The sequence below is a fragment of the Endozoicomonas sp. genome (assembly GCF_965196975.1).
In the GTDB taxonomy this organism is placed as follows: domain Bacteria; phylum Pseudomonadota; class Gammaproteobacteria; order Pseudomonadales; family Endozoicomonadaceae; genus Endozoicomonas.
In genome coordinates, this window is record NZ_OZ239981.1 from 3276696 (window position 1) to 3297064 (window position 20369).

The following is a 20369-nucleotide window of genomic DNA, read 5'->3' on the forward strand; positions in this document are numbered from 1 at the left end:
ATTAGAAATACCATTAAAGAATATAAAAATTATTTATATATTAAAAAGAGATAAAAAAGTATAAGACAATACTGATATCGGCAACGTATTATAATTATTGCTTAACAGAACCATATACCTCTAAGAAAACAATAAATTAGTCTAATGGTAGACAGTCAACAAAAAATAGAGAATATAACTGAGTTTTTTTATACGGGGGTAGGTAATTTATGCCTATTGATTTTCGCCCAACATCCAAAACAGAGAGCACCAAAACGCCCTTACTAACTGGCGAGAACAACGATAAAAATGGATTTTGGTCCAGAACAGCACGAGCTGTTAAAAATGCCCCCAGCGTAATATCCAGAGGCTTCAGGTGGTCAGCCTCCCTTCCTGGAAAGATTTATCATCAGCTCACAACAAGAAAAAAGATATCTGAACGGTCTGTAAAAAAAACCTTAAAAAAGCCAAGACAAAGCAAGAAAAGGGCTTTCAAAAAGTTATCAGAGTTCTCCTTGTCAAAAATAATCAATATTTTTAGGATAAGAAAATCTCCAACAGCACATCATGAGGGAAATAAAAAACATCATAGCTATTATGACCCAAAAGATGATGCCTCCCCCACACAAAAAGATCAAACACCCTTTAAAAGCACCAACATCAGTGACTATAGAGTTGATGTCAGAAGAACCATTGAGGACGAGCCTGACCTTTATGATGCTCAAGATTTAGAACCACTCATTGATGAGGATGATGAATGGGAGAAAGAGCAACAATCATATGTCGATCCATTTTTAGAGATTTATCACAGAAATCATGATACTCACCCTTTCCACTTCAAAAACTCAGCTAATAGCCAGAGGCCATCTAAAACAAACCAGGACAGACTATTTAGGAACATTATACCGGATACAGAGTTAAAAAAGTTAACGAGCATGTTAGTCAACAGAAGAGCTAAAGTTCAGAAACTCATTATAGACACCCAACTCTCATTTTTACGATATGGTCCTTCACCTTCTTCAACACTGGCACAGCTTGATAGAATAGAAAAAAGCACACTTGGCTACACCCGAGCACTGTTCAAACACTATGATTACACTCTTATGCCACAAGAACTTCAGGAAATCACAAAATCTCTTGACGATGACTTTCAGGGCCTAAGGGTGTTCATTGAACATGCGAATAAATACGATTTCCGAAGTAGTCATCAGTATTTGCAGCAGATTGAGGTTTATGAACGTCTCGTGAGCAGGCTAGTTGAACAGGAACCATACCAAAGGCAAATTGATAAATATCGATACAAGGCAAAAAAGATTATTCATGAAAAAAAAGAAAAAGTTGAACAAGAGCAATACCTGAAGGAAAAGAAAGAAAGTTCATCAGAAACAATAGACACTTTGAATGATAATAAAGACCAATCTTCAGATCTATTTGACTTTCCCTTACCCTCGGATGAACCAGTCTTAGAAACCGATAAAAAAAAGAGCGATCCACCTGTAGAATCTATCGCCGAAAACATGGATGATTTTCTCGAGCTTGATCTCGCGCTCAGAAAACTTTTTCATAATCCTAAACTCTTTGACCGGGAATTAATTAACGTTCTTTCTGAAAATTCTGAACCGTTTGAAACTCGGCTTAATGTTTATTTAGATGGAAAATGGAGGGAAGTCAGTAGTTCCTACTTTCCAGCTGCAGCCATGCGCCTCTGTATACCCACAGAGCAACTTAAAGAAAAATCCGGCAACCGATCCCCCTTTGAGAATGACTATGAAGGAAAGCTAGCTCCTTCCATGCAACGAGATACAAAGCATGCTGTCAATATGATGGGCTATACCATGAAAATTGATGGCAATCCGGTTACCCGCCAAATTCGTGTTGGCTGCCCCTACGCCTATGCAGAAAAAGATAAAACTGAAAGGGAAAAAGTAACTCTCGATCGCATAAAAGAAATCTTCACTGCCCTGCTGGTTCAAAACCACCTGCCAGAACTTCAGAAAGCAATGGATGACCCCAAGCATGAACCTATCGATCTGGATGCAGTTTACATGAACCTGTTAAGCCCGGATTATATTAGAAATAACCGACTTATGACGGCAATTGGGCAAGACGATGAGAAGAAATGGGTTGAAGAGCTGCATGAGATGTTTAAAAAACTGTCCGGGCAAAAAATGGAGCTAAAGGTTTACCTGGATAATGGACAAGACGCGACAGTAAAAATAACCCCTAATGTCAGGATGTTTGTTATTCCGTGCAACCAGCTGGCGCTCAAACAGCCAGCCCACAGTAGCTTTTTTAAAAAGGCTTTAAATTACTTAATGAGAAAAGCTGGTAACACATGGAAAACCGTTAATAAAGTGAATAACGAGTCCAAATCCTGGCTAGATGGCCTGGTTAGTAGAAAGTTACGCAACCTTCCAGAAGGCAGACAGAAAAAAGTGAAGGCATTGAATGATCAGCTCTGGAAGCTGCTCGGCAATAAAAAGGACTTTGAGGCCATTACCAATGAGTTTGATCCATTTATTTTTACAGAGCGTCTGTTCCAAATTCTTGAAGAACTTAATATTGATATTTTCAGCGGCTGCAAAAGTAATAAAGATCGTACCTCGATTGTTCAAGCCGTTCTTCAGTCTCTATTGACGACTAACATGCACCTTCATGAGAGTCAGGAAAATGAAAATCAGGAAGCAAACCCACTCTATGCCATGATCGTCGAATTATTCATGGTTTATGGTGGCCACACTGAAGTACAGAAAAGGAATACCGCACTGGTCGGTTTTCGCCTTGATGAGACACCAGTTCGAGATATGGACAGAATCAGTACCGAACTGATGAGGCGTAATCCAAGGAGAGCAGACAGAGAGCAACGAACCATTTTTTCTGATCCTGAATTATTGACTCCTATCACATTAGAAATTCACTAAGTCCATTTATCCGCAGGCTTCCCCGCGGATAAATGATCAAAGGGCTATCCGGAAGGAAAGGGACTCCCAACTAAACGGATACAGCTGCCTTTATATGCGGATGAGCTTCATAATTAACCAGCTCAAAGTCATCACCGGTAAACTCAAACAGATCACGAATTGCCGGGTTTAACTTCATCTGAGGTCGCTGATATGGTGTTCGGTTTAGCTGCTCTTCAGCCTGCTCAAGATGATTAGAATACAAGTGGGCATCACCAAAGGTATGTACAAAATCACCAGGTTCCAGATCACACACCTGCGCGATCATCATGGTCAACAGCGCATAGGAGGCGATATTAAACGGCACTCCCAGAAAAATATCGGCACTGCGCTGATACAACTGGCAGGAAAGTTTTCCATTCAGTACATAAAATTGAAAAAGGCAGTGGCAAGGTGGTAACGCCTGACGCCCCATAGCGGCATTTTCTTTTGGCGAGTAGGCAACATCAGGAAGTACTGATGGATTCCATGCGCTGATGACCATACGACGCGAATCAGGGTTGGTTTTGATCTCATTCAACAACCACTGAATCTGGTCAACCACTTCACCATTGGCCCCCTCCCAGCTTCGCCACTGTTTGCCATAAACTGGACCAAGATCCCCTTCACCCGTTGCCCACTCATTCCAGATTCGGACACCATTTTCCTGAAGGTAGCCAATGTTGGTATCCCCTTTGAGGAACCACAACAATTCATGAATAATTGAGCGCAGGTGACACTTTTTGGTCGTCACCAGTGGAAAGCCATCAGAAAGATCAAACCGCATCTGATAGCCAAACACACTGTAGGTACCCGTACCGGTTCGATCCGCTTTGAAAGTACCATGATCTTTCACATGTCGCAGTAGGTCCAGATATTCTTTCATCGTTTTTTCGATCCACGTTTATTCATTCTGGCCTTTTCCAGCCAGGAAGCGTCATCACTGTTCATACCATTAACCAATGGGTAGTGACGATATCCCCAAATCATAAACACTATACCCATAACGACCATAGGCAAAGATAACAACTGCCCCATGGTTAGCCAGTCAAAAGCAATAAAACCAAGCTGGACATCAGGCTCCCGTATAAATTCAACGGCAAATCTTGCAAGCCCGTAGATAAGCAGGAACAAACCAGAAACTGACATCCTTGGTCTGGGCTTTGATGAAAACCACCATAGAATACAGAACAGAACAAGGCCTTCCAGAAAGAACTGATAAAGCTGTGAGGGATGCCTTGCCAACTGACTGGGGTCAGTAGGGAAAACCATGGCCCATGGAGCATCGGACGCCCTACCCCAAAGCTCTCCACCAATAAAGTTTCCAACTCGGCCAAGGCCAAGTCCCAAAGGCACCAGTGGGGCTATAAAATCGGTAACTTGAAAGAAGTTCCTGCCCTGGGAACGTCCATAGAGCCACATGGCAACAAGAACACCCAGAAGCCCTCCATGAAAGGACATGCCACCATCCCAGACTTTAAAAAGCCAGATAGGGTCTCTTATGAAGTAGTCAAAGTGATAGAAGATCACATAACCGACACGCCCTCCCAGAATAACCCCAACTGCACCATAAAAAACCAGGTCACTGACTTGCTCAGGCCTCCACAGTCCCTCGGATCTTCGAGCACGGATACTGCCTAACCAGAGTGCCAGTGCAAAACCAGCCAGATACATGAGGCCATACCAGTGAACACTTAGTGGGCCAACACTAAACGCAATGGGATCTATCTCAGGGTATGCAATCACAAACCGATTCCGATCAAAATAATATCGTCACAGTGTACCAAGGTATCTGGCTAATGAGCCAACCCTGACAGCATTCAAGTGTATTTTCTCAACACTTTATAATACTGTCATTGTAACTATTCAGCACCCAGCAAAGGCGTATTGTTGTAATTTCGAACCGCTTTAAGAAGCGCCTGAAATATGTTCAACCCCTGCTTTTTAGCAGATGATAAATAGCTTCGGATTCGGGTAAACATGGTACCTCCGTCTTCGCTTCTGAAGCAGCCTGAGATCTTCTGCTTAAGTTTGGCCATCCTGGCATCACGTTCACTGCCATTGTTATCGAAGGGAATTGAAAAGTCCGACATGAAGCGCAACGTTTCAACCTTAAACTCAATAAGCCTTTTGAACAGGTTGTAGGCCTTGGTATTCCTGACCTTCTTACGTCCAAGCACCTGTCGTTGTTTTTCCATATAAGCGGTTTCCTTCGTGAGAGCCCTTTGAAGGATTTGGTCGTATATCGTCTCAATGCGAAGCTGTATTGCACCAGGCATTTGAGTCAGACCGGCTGCTTTGTATTTCTTGCAGAAGTGCCAGGAGAGCGTAAGCAATTTCATCAGCCGCAGAGCCAGCTTATTCGCATCCCTATCGACAACTCCCTGAAGCTCTCTCAGATGATGGGCATTACAAAGCACATGCACTGCCGCATAGGCAAAGTAGGACTTCCAATGATCGTGAACCAGAATGCCTGCAAAAGTCAGCAGGATGCCCATTGCATCCATTGCTTCACAACCTCGCCTTTCTGAGAGGTAGTAAAGCGTCCATTGGTCATCTCGCATAATGTGTAACCACCACAGTGAACCGTCAACCCGCATGCCAGTTTCATCCGCTCCTGCAACCGGACTTTCTTGTAAAGCATCGCGGATACTCTGCTCAGTAGAGGCCAGGTTCTCATGGGTATAGGCAACAAAATTGGCAACAGAGCCTGCGCTGACACTCATGCAATAAATAGTATTGAAATACTCAGACACCCGGTGATATGGGATGAAGTGATACTGGTTTAAATGAACAGCCATTGCCTGAGTCACTTCTCCGTATTGAGCAGCGGCTTTCACTCCTTGGGGAAACTCAGCGGTGTTCCGTTTACCACAAGGACATACTTTAACGTCTGCCCAGTACGCGGTAACTTCAAATTCTCCGGGTCTACCTGGATCAAAAACCTGTCGCTCAATGTATTTGGTGGGTTTAATATCGATAAGCGAAGACTGGCAACAGCAACATTTTTCAACCTTCAGATGCCTGACATAATCGGGTAAGGCGACACGTCTCAAACAAGAGCCTTGATGACCTTTCTGGCCACCTGGTTTATTGCCTGAAGATGGTCTAAGGCTTTTGGGGTTCGGTGTTTCCTGTGAGGAGCAGGGGGCTTCTTTGGAAGATGTATCACCTTTATCACTCCCTTTTTTACTGGGCTTTTGATAACCATCTGACGATGGTGGCTTACTACTGTTTTGACTGTTTTTATTAACCCTTTCTTCCAGTTCGCTGCAACGTTCCCGTAAAAGCGCATTCTCGGTCCGAAGCTCTTCATTCTCTTTAAGGAGAGCTTCGGTAAACGGAGTAGCTGGGAAGTCTGGTTCCATACTGGAGATTTGTTAGAAAAATTGAGTATAAGATGATGGTCGAAAAATCAGAAAATTCCAGATTTATATGAAGGGTGCTGAATAGTTACCTCAATTATATCAAAAATTGGGCCCCTACTATAAATAGGAAAACGGCGAACATTTTCTGCAGATTTTCTGCCGGTAGCCCATGAGCTATTCGGGCACCAATTCGTGCAAATAGCATACTGGTCAGGACTATTCCCAGAAAAGCGGGCCAATACACATACCCGGTAGCAAGAGCAGGCAGTTCAGTACCCTTTTCACCCAACACCATGTTTGATATGGCACCCATTACAGCGATAGGAAAGCCACAGGCCGCCGATGTTCCAACAGCCTGCTTCATCGTCAGGCTGATTCTGCGCAAAAATGGGACAGAGAGTGTCCCTCCCCCAATACCAAACATACTGGAAACGGAACCAATCACAACGCCTGCACTTACCAGTACTGATTTTCCTGGAATTCTGGCACCTTCATGAACCTTAAAACCAAACCACATTTTTGCCGACACCAGTATGGCAAATACACCCAGAAGCTTCTGCAACACGTGCCCGCTCAGATTCACGGCGGTATAAACTCCGAGAAAAGCACCGGCAAGAATACCAACACTTAATGTGGCAAATATCCGCCATTGAACAGCTCCCTCATCCTGGTGCGCTTTGATCGAGCTTAGCGATGTAACTACCATAGTAGCCAGGGATGTGCCAACAGCCATATGAGTCAAAACCTCAGGCGACATGCCCTGGACTTTGAAGCTGAAGATCAGTACAGGGACTATAATCAGCCCCCCACCAATACCAAACAAACCAGCCATTACTCCGGCACAAGCCCCCAAGACCAGATAGAGGAGAAAGAGCATCTTTATTCCTTACAATAAATAAGATTCGTAATTATACGACGATAAATTATTATCAGGAGGCTCTATTTTCAGGAAATTACTGTTAACCTGACATGCCAATAATTGATAGAAAACTCAGTAGAACTTATTTTTTGAGATTATTTTGAAATTTAATAAACCCACATGATCAACATATATACGACAAAGTATATTCAAATAGATGAAAAAATAATCTAGACTGGTTGGATGCCTATTAAACACTTGTCTATTTTATCCCCACCCATTTTTTTTGTTTACAAATAATTCCTGAAAAATCAAACCGTAAAAGGTATAGACATTCTTATCTATTAGTTCTATAACGTAAATGTACGTACACTTTTTCATTATTGATAATGTGTCGTTCATAAGGATAGTAAGACTCCTGAAAATCATAATTAAGTAGTACGCCTTACAAGACTCACAACGATCAGGCGAGGGGGAAAACAGATGTCCATATTTGCTCAATATCAGCAGAGATACGAGTCCGTCCAACAGGAAGAGATGAGTCTCACAGAGTACCTGGAACTCTGCAAAACAGATCCCTGGGCTTATGCCAACGCAGCTGAACGTATGCTGAAAGCGATTGGTGAGCCTGAGGTGATTGACACTTCCCGGGATCCACGCTCCAGCAGGATCTTTTCTAATAAACTGATTAAACAGTACCCGGCGTTCAAAGAATTCTATGGCATGGAAGAAGCCATTGAACAGATCGTCTCTTATTTTAAACATGCCGCGCAGGGTCTGGAAGAGAAGAAACAGATTCTCTACTTACTGGGACCAGTGGGTGGCGGTAAGTCATCCCTCGCTGAAAGATTAAAGCAGCTGATGGAAAGAGTACCTTTCTATGCCATCAAGGGATCCCCGGTTTTTGAATCCCCACTGGGATTATTCAACCCTGAGGAAGATGCTGAAATTCTCAAGGAAGAATACGGTATTCCAAGTCGGTACCTTAAATATATTATGTCCCCCTGGGCCGTGAAGCGGCTGAACGAGTATGGTGGAGACATCTCCAAGTTCCGTGTTGTAAAACTTTATCCAAGCGGCTTAAACCAGGTGGCTATCGCCAAAACCGAGCCTGGCGATGAGAACAATCAGGATATCTCCAGCCTGGTGGGTAAAGTCGATATTCGTCAATTGGAAGAATATTCTCAGGATGATCCTGATGCCTACAGCTTCTCTGGCGCATTGTGCCGGGCCAACCAGGGCATCATGGAATTTGTGGAGATGTTCAAAGCACCGATTAAAGTGTTACACCCATTGTTGACCGCAACCCAGGAAGGTAACTACAACAGTACCGAAGGTCTTGGCGCCATTCCTTATGAAGGCGTTCTTCTAGCTCACTCAAATGAATCTGAGTGGCAGACTTTCAGAAATAATAAAACCAATGAAGCCTTTATTGACCGGGTTAACATTGTCAAGGTGCCTTATTGCGTAAGAGTCAGTGAAGAGATCCATATCTATGAGAAGCTGCTTGAACACAGTTCTCTCAAGGATGCTCCTTGCGCACCAGACACTCTGAAGATGCTCGCGCAGTTCACCACACTGTCCCGTATCAAAGAGCCTGAAAACTCCTCTATCTACTCCAAGATGAAGGTGTACGACGGCGAGAACCTGAAGGATACCGATCCTAATGCCAAGCCCTTGCAGGAATACAAGGACATGGCAGGGGTTGATGAAGGCATGAACGGTCTTTCTACCCGATTCGCCTTCAAGATTCTGTCCAAGGTCTTCAACTTTGACCCATCAGAGGTAGCAGCAAACCCTGTTCATCTTCTGTATGTTCTGGAACAGCAGATTGAACAGCACCAGTTCCCGGAAGAAATACAGGATCGCTATCTGTCGTTTATCAAAGAGTACCTGACGCCCAAGTACATCGAGTTCCTGGGTAAGGAAATTCAGACCGCCTACCTGGAGTCTTACTCTGAGTACGGTCAGAACATCTTTGATCGCTACATCACCTACGCTGATTTCTGGATTCAGGATCAGGAATATCGTGATCCGGATACCGGCCATATTCTTGACCGTTCAGCACTCAGCGAAGAGCTGGAGAAGATTGAGAAACCTGCAGGCATTGCTAATCCCAAGGACTTCCGGAATGAAGTGGTTAACTTTGTTCTGAGAGCCCGGGCCAATAATGACGGCAAGAACCCAAGCTGGCTGAGCTATGAGAAGATGCGCACCGTAATTGAGAAGAAAATGTTCTCAAATACTGAAGACCTGCTGCCTGTTATCTCCTTTAATGCCAAGGGATCTCAGGAAGATCAGCGCAAGCACGCTGATTTCGTCTCACGGATGGTTGCCCATGGCTATACCGAGAAACAGGTTCGCCTGTTATCCGAGTGGTATATCCGGGTTCGCAAGTCTCAATAAGAACGATCCCCGCCTGTCATTACCAGCAAGGCGGGCATAACCCTCATGCCCTGCGCTAGCAGGGCAAATCACTATAAAGCGAACAGCAACTATCGGGGGAGCGTCTTTATGAGCATCATAATCGACCGACGCCTCAACGGAAAAAAGAAGAGTACTGTCAACCGACAGCGTTTTCTGAGGCGTTACCGCAGCCTTGTCAAAGAGGCAGTACAGGATGCTGTTGATCAACGCTCAATAACCGACGTTGAAAGCGGCAGCAATATTACCATCCCGAAAAAAGACCTGAATGAACCTTTTTTTCATCACGGTCAGGGCGGCCATCACGGCCACGTTCATCCGGGCAATAAAGAGTTTAACCAGGGCGATCGCATTCAGCGACCTCCGGGTGGTGGCGGACAGGGTACAGGAGATGGCAAGGCCAGTGACAGCGGTGAAGGCGCTGATGACTTTGCCTTCCAGATCAATCGTGATGAATTTCTTGAGTACCTGTTTGATGATCTGGAACTGCCTAACCTGGTCAGGAAAGAGCTGAAAGACAGCACAGACTACAAATTAAAGCGCGCGGGTTTTACGACAGCGGGCTCGCCAGACCGCTTGAATGTTGTCCGTTCACTGCGTGCAGCTCATGCACGGCGGATAGCTCTCTCCGGAAAAGACCGAAAAGTGATCCGAACGCTGAAGCGAGAGCTTCGGGAAATGGAAGTCAGCCCGGATGAGGTTGACCATCTTCAGGCGCGCCGGATCCGTGAAGAGATCAATGTACTTAATAAAAAGCTGAAGCGCCTGCCATTCATTGATGACTTTGACCTACGCTTCAACAACATGGCCAAGGTACCTCAGCCTTCCAGCAAGGCAGTGATGTTCTGCGTGATGGATGTTTCCGGCTCCATGACCCGGGAAATCAAGGACATGGCCAAGCGCTTCTTCCTGCTTCTCTACCTGTTCCTGGAGAGAAACTATGAAGCGGTAGAGGTCGTCTTTATACGACACCACAGCGAAGCTCGTGAGTGTGATGAGCAGGACTTCTTCTACGCCAGAGAAACCGGGGGAACCGTTGTATCCACCGCCCTGCGTCTGGCTGATGAAATCATCACTAATCGTTACTCCCCCAACGAGTGGAATATCTATATCGCCCAGGCTTCTGATGGTGATAACTGGGAGGCAGATTCCAGTAAATGTCACGACATCATTCTGGAAAAACTGCTCCCGGTCTGTCAGTACTACTCCTATGTAGAAATCACAGATCGCCATCACCAGAACCTGTGGTACGAGTACAAATCCATAGAGCAGGCACATCCAGGACATTTTGCCATGCAGCAGATCCGCAGTTATGCGGACATTTACCCAACCTTCCGCCGTTTATTTGAGAAAAAGGAGGGAAGTCATGTTGGAAGCTGAAGCACCTGTAAAAAAATCAAAAGAAAGGAAAGAGCCGCTGTCTACCGGCTCTGACTGGACCTTCGAACTACTGGAAGTCTATGACCGGGAGTTTGCCCGGCTGGCCGACAAGTTCAGACTGGACACCTATCCGAACCAGATAGAGGTGATCAGCTCTGAGCAGATGCTGGACGCATACTCCTCCGTGGGCATGCCGTTGATGTATAACCACTGGAGCTATGGCAAGACGTTCCTGAGTAACCAGCAGAACTACCAGCAGGGAAGAATGGGCCTGGCGTATGAGATAGTCATCAACTCCAACCCCTGCATAGCGTACCTCATGGAAGAAAACACCATGCCTATGCAGGCACTGGTTATTGCCCATGCCTGCTATGGACATAACTCTTTCTTCAAGGGTAATTATCTGTTCAGGCAATGGACGGATGCCAGCGCGATCATTGACTACTTGTTGTTTGCCAAGAGCTATCTTGCCAAATGTGAAGAGAAGTACGGCATCAGCGCCGTCGAGGATGTACTGGATGCCTGTCACGCCCTGATGAACCAGGGGGTCAATCGCTATGTTCGACCAACTCCTATGTCTGCCGAGCAGGAAAAGGCTCGTTCACAGGAGCGGGAGGAGTACATTCAGCGCAACCTGAATGACCTCTGGCGGACCATTCCTGTCCGCGAGAGTGAACAGGAGAAAAAAACCGTTCGCTTCCCCAAGGATCCGGAAGAAAACCTGCTCTACTTCATTGAAAAGAATGCGCCACTGTTAGAAACCTGGCAGCGGGAAATCATTCGAATTGTGCGAAAGGTGGCTCAATACTTCTACCCTCAACGACAGACTCAAGTTATGAACGAGGGCTGGGCGACTTTCTGGCACTACCACCTGATGCATGAGATGTACGATGAAGGCCTGATAACCGAAGGCTTTATCATGGAATTCCTGCACTCGCATTCAAGTGTTGTCTTTCAGCCAGATTTTGATGATCCACGATACAGTGGAATAAACCCCTACACCCTGGGCTTCAATATCTTCCGAGATATACGACGAATCTGTGAGAACCCAACGGATGAAGATCGAGCGTGGTTCCCGGATCTGGCAGGCTCTGACTGGCTGGATGCGGTTCACTTCGCCATGCAGAACTTCAAGGATGAAGGCTTCATTCTTCAATACCTGTCGCCTAAGGTAATGCGGGATATGCGGCTGTTCAGCATCGATGACAATGAGGTCAACCCTTACCTGGAGGTGGATGCAATCCATGATGACTCAGGCTATCGTCAGCTGAGGGAAAACCTGGCCGCACAATATAACCTGGGTAACAGGGAGCCTAACATTCAGGTCTACAACGTGGATGTCCGTGGTGACCGCTCGCTGACGCTTCGTCATTACATGCACAAAGGAAGACCGCTTGATGAGGACAGCACCACTGAAATCATCAAACACATTCATCGCCTGTGGGGTTTTGATGTAAAAATGGAGTCTGTGGACGAAGAAAGTATCGTTCAATATGAACATACTCTACCCAAAGAGAAGCAACCCTCTGACAAAACTTCATGATCGTGCTATCAGGCTGCCAACAGGCAGCCTGATAGGCATTTCTCTGATTAACCCATAACACTTCCACAGGCAACTCATCATTGTATTAGGGACAACGGGTGCTCTTTGTTTCCAGAGTTGAGTGATTGATGCAGAACTGATGCCGTAATGCCACCCTGATTTTTCTTTTAACCATCTCAGGCTCAGCGCCATTCAATAGAATACGGCCTTCAAAAAAAATCTTTTTATCGTCCAGCTGCCAGACGTGCATAAGACCAACTCTTTTCACACCCTCAATACTTTCCAAGGCCGTCCTTATCTTTTCAATATCAATGCTACTGGGAACCCCCTGCATAAGAATAATAATGCAGCGTCTCAAAAGAATTGCACCGTTGTAGATCACATAGATTGATATCCCGATCGTTGCTATGACATCAAAAATATAGAGTTGGTAGTTGATGATCAGCACTCCGGCTACAATGACGGCCAGAGAAGCAACCGCATCGGATGCATTGTGAATAAAAACCGCATTGATATTGATGTCGCTTCTGGCTCCAGCCTTGAAAGTTAACAGTGTTGTCGTGATATTAACCAGAAGGGCTACACCGGCAACCAACAGCACAATCCAGCCGTCAATTTCCGTGGGGTAGAAATACTTACCTACAGCCTCAAATATGAGATATATTCCCACAACCAATAAAAATACACTGTTTATTAACGCCCCAAGAACATCTGCCCGTTTATATCCGTAGGTCATGACCTTATCTGCAGACTTGCAACCTATCCTCCTGGCAATCACTGCAACCAGAATTGCCCCTGCATCTCCAAGGTTATGTATCGAGTCTGCGATCAAGGAAAGGCTGCCGGCAATACCTCCCCCAACAACCTGAACACCGCTCAAAAAGAGCTTGATAAGTATGGCAAGGCTTAGCTTTCCATCACCAACGGAATCATAGTCATCATGCTGGCCCATTGATGTTTTCTCAACATTTACAGAGCTTTTAATTGTAGTCTGTCGTACAAAATCAGAGAGGTTAAAATCACCTGGCAGGCCTGAAATAGATAACTCCCTATCCTTATTATTACCGATGAAAAACGCTATCCCCCTTCTGGACACAGCTTTGTAGCAAGAAAAAAAGCTGAAAAAGCCTGTAACATCAGCAGATAAAGCCTCAACAGGGCTATTACAAAGACAATTTATGATGTTATATTGTAAGTTCCCTTTGCTGGATCCCTGAGGATTCAGCCCTGTTTTAAGCAGCGATGAAGGGAGTTAAAGTGGCAAGGACGACACTTTTTATGAATAACCATAAAAAAATGCCAAAAAATAAAACAACAAGGGTTGCAGTTTCCCAGCAGTTCCTTCAATGTAATATTTGAAGGATTTAAGCTGTATGGAAGCGACCAAGAAGGAAATGGAAGCTATGCTGGTAGGTACAGTCAAGTGGTTTAATAACCCCAAAGGGTATGGATTTATCCAGGCGCAGGAAGCGACAGAGAATCAGGATGTTCTCATTCATTACTCTGTCATTGATATGGACGGCTTTAAAACATTGAAGGCAGGTCAGGTGGTCAGTTTTGAAATTGGCCATGGCCCTAAAGGCCTCATTGCAACAAAAGTCATCCCCGACAATGGCAATGGCAATGGCAATGCCAGTGAAAGCACTCAGGGTGCAACTGCAGCTCAAGAAGAGTCGTCCTCGGTTTAAAGCTATTTTATTCCCAGACACTCTCATAAGCAGCCGATAGTGTGTAATTCTCCACAGATCTGTCCTTTGTGGAGAAACACCTATTATGACAAAAGAATATTTGTTGCTATTATCTCCGGGCAATCTTTTATAAAAAAGACTGCCTGGCTGATCATGACCGCCCTTTCCGGCCACCCAAACTGGTTGCGTTTACTGGTAATAAGCCACAAGCGAATTTATTGCATCGCCCATGATTAGCCATAAAGGCCTTCATTCTCTCTACCTTTGCTAGAGAGTCTGTCAGAGGCTCTTTCTCAATAATACCATTGGCTCATTAAATCTAATACAAGGTAGTGCAGTGCTGCTGGATAGCTTTCCTCTCATTCTTTCAGGCTCCCTGATTTTTACTGTTGTGACGGCCTGGTTCCTCTGGCTTTCTTTCAGCCCATTAAAAGCCAAAACCAACAGCCATATTTTCGAGCAGAATAAGCGAGCCTTTTTTGGGCAACTGGATATTGCTGTTCGCAGTCACTTGATGGTTTTACCTTCTTTACCCGTTGGCGACGTTCTTAAGTCCAAAAAATTCAGCCGCACTGCAATGGTGCTTAATGTCAAAAAAAATCGCCGGTTTGATTTTGTGCTCTATCATCGCAGAAAGATGGAAGTTTGCTGTGTTATCAACTTGATCCCATACAATAAGAAATCAGGCTCAAAAGAATTCAAGCTGTTACGCCAACTCTGTGAAGCAGCAGATCTGCCATTACTCGAATACAGTATGAAGCCCTGGCGGGATGTTACCGAATTGAGACGCACAGTTCTCGCTACTTGTGGATTTGAAGAAGATGGTACCCCAGAATACGAACTCCCGAGTCCAAGAGAAGCTATTGCAGAAGTCGAGACCATCGTTGATCCGGAATGTCCTAAATGCCATAGCACCATGAAACTACGAACGCTTACAAAAGGCCCTCAGGCAGGTCAGGAATGCTGGGTATGCAGCACCTACCCAAGCTGCAAAGGTGCCAGGATGGTTCACTCCTGATCAGGAGACTTTCCAGGAGAACTGGCTACGCCACTTTGACGGAGCCAGTACATTAAACAGATATCAGGAACTCTTAAGGATCACAGTGGCCAAAGGCGGCAATGTAAGAGAAAGGCTGTATGGCAAATGATGCATAGGGACTTCCTCCGCTTCAAGCTGCTCTCCTGCCGTAACACCACTTCCGCCAAAGCCCACATCGTCCGTATTCAACACCTCAGAATACCGGCCAGACTCGGGAACACCAATACGATAATTCTCACGAACAACCGGTGTCAGATTACAAATAACCTGCACTGACTGCCCCTCATTATCATAGCGGCGGAATACAAGAACACTCTGACTACTGTCGTCTCCAGTTGTCCAGGCAAAGCCTTCTGTCATGAGATCAGCTGCAAACATTGCAGACTCTGAACCATGAAGCCGGTTAAGCGTTTTAACCAGCCTCTGAATACCCGCATTAAACCCTTCCGGGTTCTCCAGCAAATTCCAGTCCAGCGCCGTATTCTGATTCCACTCTTTATGGGTACCCAGTTCAGCCCCCATAAAGAGAAGTTTTTTACCGGGATGTGCATACATAAATGCCAGATAAGCCCGCAGGTTGGCAAAGCGCTGCCAATCATCACCCGGCATACGGGTCAAAATAGTGCCCTTACCATGAACCACTTCATCATGGGATAGGGGTAGAACAAAATGCTCACTCCAGGCATACACCGTACTGAACGTCATCTGGCCATGATGATGCTGACGATAGACAGGATCGAGCTTCATATACTCAAGCGTGTCATTCATCCATCCCATGTTCCATTTGAAGTCAAATCCAAGCCCACCGTCTGCAACCGCTTTGGAGACACCTGGCCAGCTTGTTGACTCCTCAGCAATGGTCATTACATCCGGGAATGCAGCATGAACCTTCTCATTGAACTTTTTCAGGAACGCTACGGCTTCCAGATTCTCATTACCACCATGAATATTGGCTTCCCATTCACCGTGATTCCTTGAGTAATCCAGATAGAGCATGGAGGCAACCGCGTCTACACGTAGACCATCGATATGGAATTCATCCAGCCAGTAAAGGGCATTACTGATCAGAAAGTCCTGAACCCATGGCTTACCAAAATCATAAATACAGGTTTGCCAGTCAGGATGCCAGCCACGGCGGGGGTCTGGATGCTCATAGAGTGATGAACCATCAAACCTGGCAAGCCCATGGTCGTCACTGGGGAAGTGGGCAGGTACCCAATCCAGGATGACCCCAATGCCCTTCTGGTGACACTTATCCACAAAATAGCGGAAATCATCTGGTGAACCATAACGGCTGCTGGGCGCATAAAGGCCCACCGGCTGATAACCCCAGGAATCAAACAACGGATGCTCTGACACAGGCAGCAACTCAATATGAGTAAAGCCCATGTCCGTAACATAAGGAATCAACTCATCGGCCAGTTCACGGAAAGTCAGGAAATCATTATTCTCTTTTCTTTTCCATGAGCCCGCATGCACCTCGTAAATAGAGAAAGGCTGCTCTTCATCGCCCCTGTCTTTTCTCTTACTCATCCATTTCTGGTCTTTCCAGGAATAGCTTTCGACACCCTGAACAACAGAAGCCAGTCCAGGCCACTGCTCAATATGCCGGGCAAAAGGATCAGTTTTCAGTGGCAGCTGATTACCGTGGTAATCACGGATAGCGTATTTATAGTGATCTCCGGGCTGAACGCCGGGCACAAACAAGCGCCAGATACCATCATCAGCGCTGGCCATTGGATGGAGTCGATCATCCCAACCGTTAAAGCTTCCCACAATACTCACAGAGCGGGCATAAGGTGCAAAAACCTTGAACAGCACACCCTGTATATTCAGTTTGCTGTTCACCTTGTGAGAGACCACCTGGGCACCAAGGTGTCGATAAAGTCCTTCCGGCTCAATATCTGACTGGGCAAGAATATATTCCCCAAAACAGTACGGGTCATAAACCACAAAGCTGTGGCCATTAGCCCAATGGATAGCCAGTTGATAAAGAAACGTTTTTTTTCTTCTGGGCAGATGCAGCTCAAACACACCAGCCTCATTACGACTCATCTCACCCAGCAACTTGCCGGTGCGGTGATCAAAAACCTCAACCATTGCTGCATCCGGGCGCCATGCGCGAATGACCAGCCCCTTTCCTTCTGGATGAGGATGCAGCCCCAGTTCATCAAAGGGGATTGCACACTGACTGTTAGCCAGATCTGACACCACAGGAGTTATGGCTGCCCCTGCTGTTACAGATGGTGCTGCTGAAGATGTTGTGGATGATACTGCGATATTCATAGCGTTGTTTTTTTCAGTGCAAAAATGGCCTGTCGTCAAAATCAGATTGACTCCTTATGACCTGAAAGCGCTCTTATTCGAGAAGACAGGGCAAACTTGTATCTGGAAGGCTGAGAATCTCAGCCTTCCGCTTTTCCTCAAGATTCAACATTCAGAGCGGTTCGATAAACCTCAAGGTAATCCTGGGCTGACTGCTCCCAGGTAAATGACTCAGACATGGCATTACCCACTAATCGACTCATGAGCTGCCTATCCTGATAGACAACTCGGGTCTGATTGAGGCAATGCAGCAGGGCATCAGTGTCAGCCGAATCAAACATAAACCCGGTTGCGCCCTCTGCAGCTGAATCATACCCTTTGACAGAATCCACCAGTCCACCAACAGCCCGCACAACAGGCAGGGTACCGTACTTCATACTGTACATCTGGTTAAGGCCGCAGGGCTCAAACAGGGAGGGCATAAGGAAGAAGTCAGAACCCGCTTCGATCAGATGAGCCAGACGGTTGTCATAAGCCTCAACAAAGCGGCACTTGTCGGGAAAAGTACCGGCCAACCGGTTCAGCTCAGCAGCGGTAGCCCGATCACCTGATCCCTGGAGAACCACCTGAACATCATCCTGCAGAAATTGCCACAGGGCGGGTATCAGATAAGCAAAACCTTTCTGCTCGGCAAGGCGACTGACCAGCCCATACAAAGGCTTATCTGTGATCACCGGCAACTGGAGCCGCTCCTGCAAAGCCTGCTTACAGATCTGCTTGCCAGAAAGATCATCCAGAGAGTAATTGGCTGGCAGCAAGGCGTCCGTTTCAGGGTTCCACTCCTGATAATCACAGCCATTAAGAATACCGGAAAAATCCTGTTTTCTTCGCCCGATGACATGAGCAAGACCATGAGATCCAAGATCCGTCTGGAGTTCTTCAGCATACCTTGGGCTCACAGTTGTGATTTTATCCGCAAAGGCAATACCACCCTTGAGCAGATTAATATGCCCATGATCTTCAAAGAAATCCGGGGTATACCAGTGGTGATCGATACCCAGGACATCCAGCAAGGCTCTGTCTGTATGCTGTTGATACGCACCATTATGAATGGTCAGAACCGTCCGTGTGCCAGCAAAGAGGGCGTTTCCAGACTCATGGATTTTCAGATAGTACGGCAAAAGTGCCGACTGCCAGTCATGACCATGAATAATATCCGGTTTAAAACTTAAAATCTGACAGGCCTGAAGTGCAGCCTTGCAAAAGAAGGCAAATCGCTCAGTGTTATCGCCAAAACCTTCACCCTCATGGGTGTAAAGACCACTGCGGTCAAAGTATTGGTTGTGCTCAATCAGGTAAACCGGGACGCCTTCAAACTCCCCCTGTCTTATGGCAAAACCCATGTTGCCATATGAACCGAGACAAACCTCTCCAACCCCAACAACATCCGTTGTCAACGCTTCCAGAGCCTGACGGTAGGCGGGCATAATCACCCGGACATCATTTCCGAGCTTCCGCATCCAGGGCCCGAGAGCGCCGGCCACATCGGCCAGCCCTCCGGTTTTGACAATACCTGCCAGCTCTGAAACTGCAAAAAGTATTTTCAAATCAGAACCCAACTCTTGTTCCTCTGGGAATAACCACCAGACCAGAATCAGTGACCTTGAAGCGCTTAAGATCCTCTTCACGGTCCACACCGATGCGGGTTCCCGGTGCAATTTCTACACGCTTATCAACAATAACCCGGTTCAATACTACGCCTTCACCAATGGTGACATTGGGCAGAATAACCGATTCGGTAATTCGGGTATTGTCGCCAATCTTGACGTTGTAGCCTACCACACTGCGATGCATATAGATGTCATGGAATACGCAACCCACACCGACCATGGAGTTGTTGATCTGACCTTCACGCTCATTCCGGTCAAAAGCGATCAGCGCCGGTGGATAGGGTGGAATATAGGTGCGAATCGGCCAGTCCTGATTGTGCAGGTCGATGGGCGGCTCACTGGTCAGCAGATCCATATTCGCTTCCCAGAATGAATCAATGGTTCCTACATCGCGCCAGTAACCATTGTTTTTGCCACCGGGAACTGCATTTTTGGAAAAGTCATACACCATGACTTTTGCCCGCGGGTAAAGGGATGGAATGATGTTTTTGCCAAAGTCGTGGTCAGACCCTTCATTGGCATGATCATCCAGCAGCTCTTTCACCAGACACTCTTTGGTGAATACGTAGTTACCCATTGAAGCCAGCACAAAGTCCGGGTTTCCGGGAATGGTTTTCACATTATCTTTGGGCTTTTCTGCAAAGCCGATCATACGGCCATCTTCATCAACCTCGATAATACCGAAGTGATGAGCCTGATCGACCGGTACAGGAATCGCCGCAACGGTCAGGTCAGCGCTGTGCTGCTGGTGATACTGAACCATATCCCGCACATCCATGGTGTAGATATGATCACCACCAAACACACAAACCAAGTCCGGGTTGTGCGACTCAATGTGATTCAGGTTCTGGAACACAGCATCTGCAGTGCCCTGATACCAGTCACTGCCGGTATTCATCTGGGCTGGCAACGTATCAATAAACTTGTCCGCCAGACCGGCAATACGCCAGCAACGTTGCAGGTGTTTGCTCAAAGAGTGCGACTTGAACTGAGTAATCAGGTAAATCTTGTGAAGATCAGAATTCACAAAATTACTCAGCACAAAGTCGATGATTCGATATTGTCCGCCAAAAGGAACCGCAGGTTTTGCTCTCATTCCCGTGAGCGGAGCAAGCCTGGATCCTTCTCCCCCGGCCAGGATCATGGAAAGGACTGATGCCATGGTCGTTTTTCCTGTTATCTGCATTATGATCTGAAAGTATTAAGGTCAATCCC

The 20369-nt window shown here is 46.2% G+C and carries 14 protein-coding genes; 6 read left to right on the forward strand and 8 right to left on the reverse strand.

Going from position 1 to position 20369, the window contains the following annotated elements:
* The first annotated feature begins 209 nt into the window (after window positions 1–209).
* Complete coding sequence (locus ACOCLE_RS14780; protein ID WP_419533110.1) at window positions 210–2900, forward strand: inositol phosphate phosphatase SopB; 2691 nt, start codon at window positions 210–212, stop codon at window positions 2898–2900.
* Between the two features lie 70 nt (window positions 2901–2970).
* On the opposite strand, the gene ACOCLE_RS14785 is transcribed toward ACOCLE_RS14780, so the two are convergent.
* The 4 genes from ACOCLE_RS14785 to ACOCLE_RS14800 all read right to left on the reverse strand — a co-directional run bounded on the left by ACOCLE_RS14785 (window position 2971) and on the right by ACOCLE_RS14800 (window position 7163).
* Window positions 2971–3804: a thymidylate synthase gene (locus ACOCLE_RS14785; protein ID WP_419533111.1), complete on the reverse strand. Its 834-nt coding sequence runs from the start codon at window positions 3802–3804 to the stop codon at window positions 2971–2973.
* A complete protein-coding gene (lgt, locus tag ACOCLE_RS14790) occupies window positions 3801–4664 on the reverse strand; it encodes a prolipoprotein diacylglyceryl transferase (protein ID WP_419533112.1) in 864 nt (287 codons plus the stop codon). Before lgt ends, ACOCLE_RS14785 begins: the two co-directional genes overlap by 4 nt.
* A 116-nt stretch (window positions 4665–4780) precedes the next feature.
* Window positions 4781–6286: an IS66 family transposase gene (gene tnpC / locus ACOCLE_RS14795; protein WP_419532963.1), complete on the reverse strand. Its 1506-nt coding sequence runs from the start codon at window positions 6284–6286 to the stop codon at window positions 4781–4783.
* A 94-nt stretch (window positions 6287–6380) separates the two neighbouring features.
* Window positions 6381–7163: a sulfite exporter TauE/SafE family protein gene (locus tag ACOCLE_RS14800; protein WP_419533113.1), complete on the reverse strand. Its 783-nt coding sequence runs from the start codon at window positions 7161–7163 to the stop codon at window positions 6381–6383.
* Window positions 7164–7628: 465 nt separating this feature from the next.
* On the opposite strand from ACOCLE_RS14800, the gene ACOCLE_RS14805 reads away from it, so the two are divergent.
* The 3 genes from ACOCLE_RS14805 to ACOCLE_RS14815 all read left to right on the forward strand — a co-directional run bounded on the left by ACOCLE_RS14805 (window position 7629) and on the right by ACOCLE_RS14815 (window position 12492).
* Window positions 7629–9551 carry a PrkA family serine protein kinase gene (locus ACOCLE_RS14805; protein WP_419533114.1) on the forward strand — a complete coding sequence of 641 codons (1923 nt, stop codon included), beginning with the start codon at window positions 7629–7631 and terminating at the stop codon, window positions 9549–9551.
* Between the two features lie 108 nt (window positions 9552–9659).
* Window positions 9660–10949 carry a YeaH/YhbH family protein gene (locus ACOCLE_RS14810; protein ID WP_419533115.1) on the forward strand — a complete coding sequence of 430 codons (1290 nt, stop codon included), beginning with the start codon at window positions 9660–9662 and terminating at the stop codon, window positions 10947–10949.
* On the forward strand, window positions 10936–12492 hold the full coding sequence (locus ACOCLE_RS14815) for a SpoVR family protein (RefSeq protein ID WP_419533116.1): 1557 nt from the start codon (window positions 10936–10938) through the stop codon (window positions 12490–12492). The genes ACOCLE_RS14810 and ACOCLE_RS14815 overlap by 14 nt, the downstream gene beginning before the upstream one ends.
* A gap of 85 nt (window positions 12493–12577) precedes the next feature.
* On the opposite strand, the gene ACOCLE_RS14820 is transcribed toward ACOCLE_RS14815, so the two are convergent.
* Window positions 12578–13588 carry a cation diffusion facilitator family transporter gene (locus ACOCLE_RS14820; protein WP_419533117.1) on the reverse strand — a complete coding sequence of 337 codons (1011 nt, stop codon included), beginning with the start codon at window positions 13586–13588 and terminating at the stop codon, window positions 12578–12580.
* A gap of 277 nt (window positions 13589–13865) precedes the next feature.
* On the opposite strand from ACOCLE_RS14820, the gene ACOCLE_RS14825 reads away from it, so the two are divergent.
* Complete coding sequence (locus ACOCLE_RS14825; RefSeq protein WP_419533118.1) at window positions 13866–14180, forward strand: cold shock domain-containing protein; 315 nt, start codon at window positions 13866–13868, stop codon at window positions 14178–14180.
* Between the two features lie 337 nt (window positions 14181–14517).
* Window positions 14518–15198 carry a DUF2726 domain-containing protein gene (locus tag ACOCLE_RS14830; RefSeq protein WP_419533119.1) on the forward strand — a complete coding sequence of 227 codons (681 nt, stop codon included), beginning with the start codon at window positions 14518–14520 and terminating at the stop codon, window positions 15196–15198.
* A 63-nt stretch (window positions 15199–15261) separates the two neighbouring features.
* Here the strand turns inward: ACOCLE_RS14830 and glgB are convergent, their stop codons facing one another.
* The 3 genes from glgB to glgC form a co-directional block, all read right to left on the reverse strand.
* A complete protein-coding gene (gene glgB / locus ACOCLE_RS14835) occupies window positions 15262–17505 on the reverse strand; it encodes a 1,4-alpha-glucan branching protein GlgB (protein ID WP_419533120.1) in 2244 nt (747 codons plus the stop codon).
* Between the two features lie 137 nt (window positions 17506–17642).
* Entirely contained in the window at window positions 17643–19172 is a 1530-nt protein-coding gene (gene glgA / locus ACOCLE_RS14840; RefSeq protein ID WP_419533121.1) for a glycogen synthase GlgA, read from the reverse strand.
* The gene (gene glgC, locus ACOCLE_RS14845) at window positions 19093–20316 is read right to left on the reverse strand and encodes a glucose-1-phosphate adenylyltransferase (RefSeq protein ID WP_419533122.1); all 1224 of its coding nucleotides are present in this window, start codon (window positions 20314–20316) and stop codon (window positions 19093–19095) included. The genes glgA and glgC overlap by 80 nt, the downstream gene beginning before the upstream one ends.
* Between the last annotated feature and the right edge of the window lie 53 nt (window positions 20317–20369).

Bases quoted from the DNA above. Each gene is read 5' to 3' on its own strand.
- glgC (WP_419533122.1), bottom strand. From the start codon at position 20,316: ATGGCATCAGTCCTTTCCATGATCCTGGCCGGGGGAGAAGGATCCAGG.
- ACOCLE_RS14810 (WP_419533115.1), top strand. From the start codon at position 9,660: ATGAGCATCATAATCGACCGACGCCTCAACGGAAAAAAGAAGAGTACT.
- ACOCLE_RS14805 (WP_419533114.1), top strand. From the start codon at position 7,629: ATGTCCATATTTGCTCAATATCAGCAGAGATACGAGTCCGTCCAACAG.
- ACOCLE_RS14815 (WP_419533116.1), top strand. From the start codon at position 10,936: ATGTTGGAAGCTGAAGCACCTGTAAAAAAATCAAAAGAAAGGAAAGAG.
- glgB (WP_419533120.1), bottom strand. From the start codon at position 17,505: ATGAATATCGCAGTATCATCCACAACATCTTCAGCAGCACCATCTGTA.
- ACOCLE_RS14800 (WP_419533113.1), bottom strand. From the start codon at position 7,163: ATGCTCTTTCTCCTCTATCTGGTCTTGGGGGCTTGTGCCGGAGTAATG.
- ACOCLE_RS14780 (WP_419533110.1), top strand. From the start codon at position 210: ATGCCTATTGATTTTCGCCCAACATCCAAAACAGAGAGCACCAAAACG.
- ACOCLE_RS14825 (WP_419533118.1), top strand. From the start codon at position 13,866: ATGGAAGCGACCAAGAAGGAAATGGAAGCTATGCTGGTAGGTACAGTC.
- tnpC (WP_419532963.1), bottom strand. From the start codon at position 6,286: ATGGAACCAGACTTCCCAGCTACTCCGTTTACCGAAGCTCTCCTTAAA.
- ACOCLE_RS14785 (WP_419533111.1), bottom strand. From the start codon at position 3,804: ATGAAAGAATATCTGGACCTACTGCGACATGTGAAAGATCATGGTACT.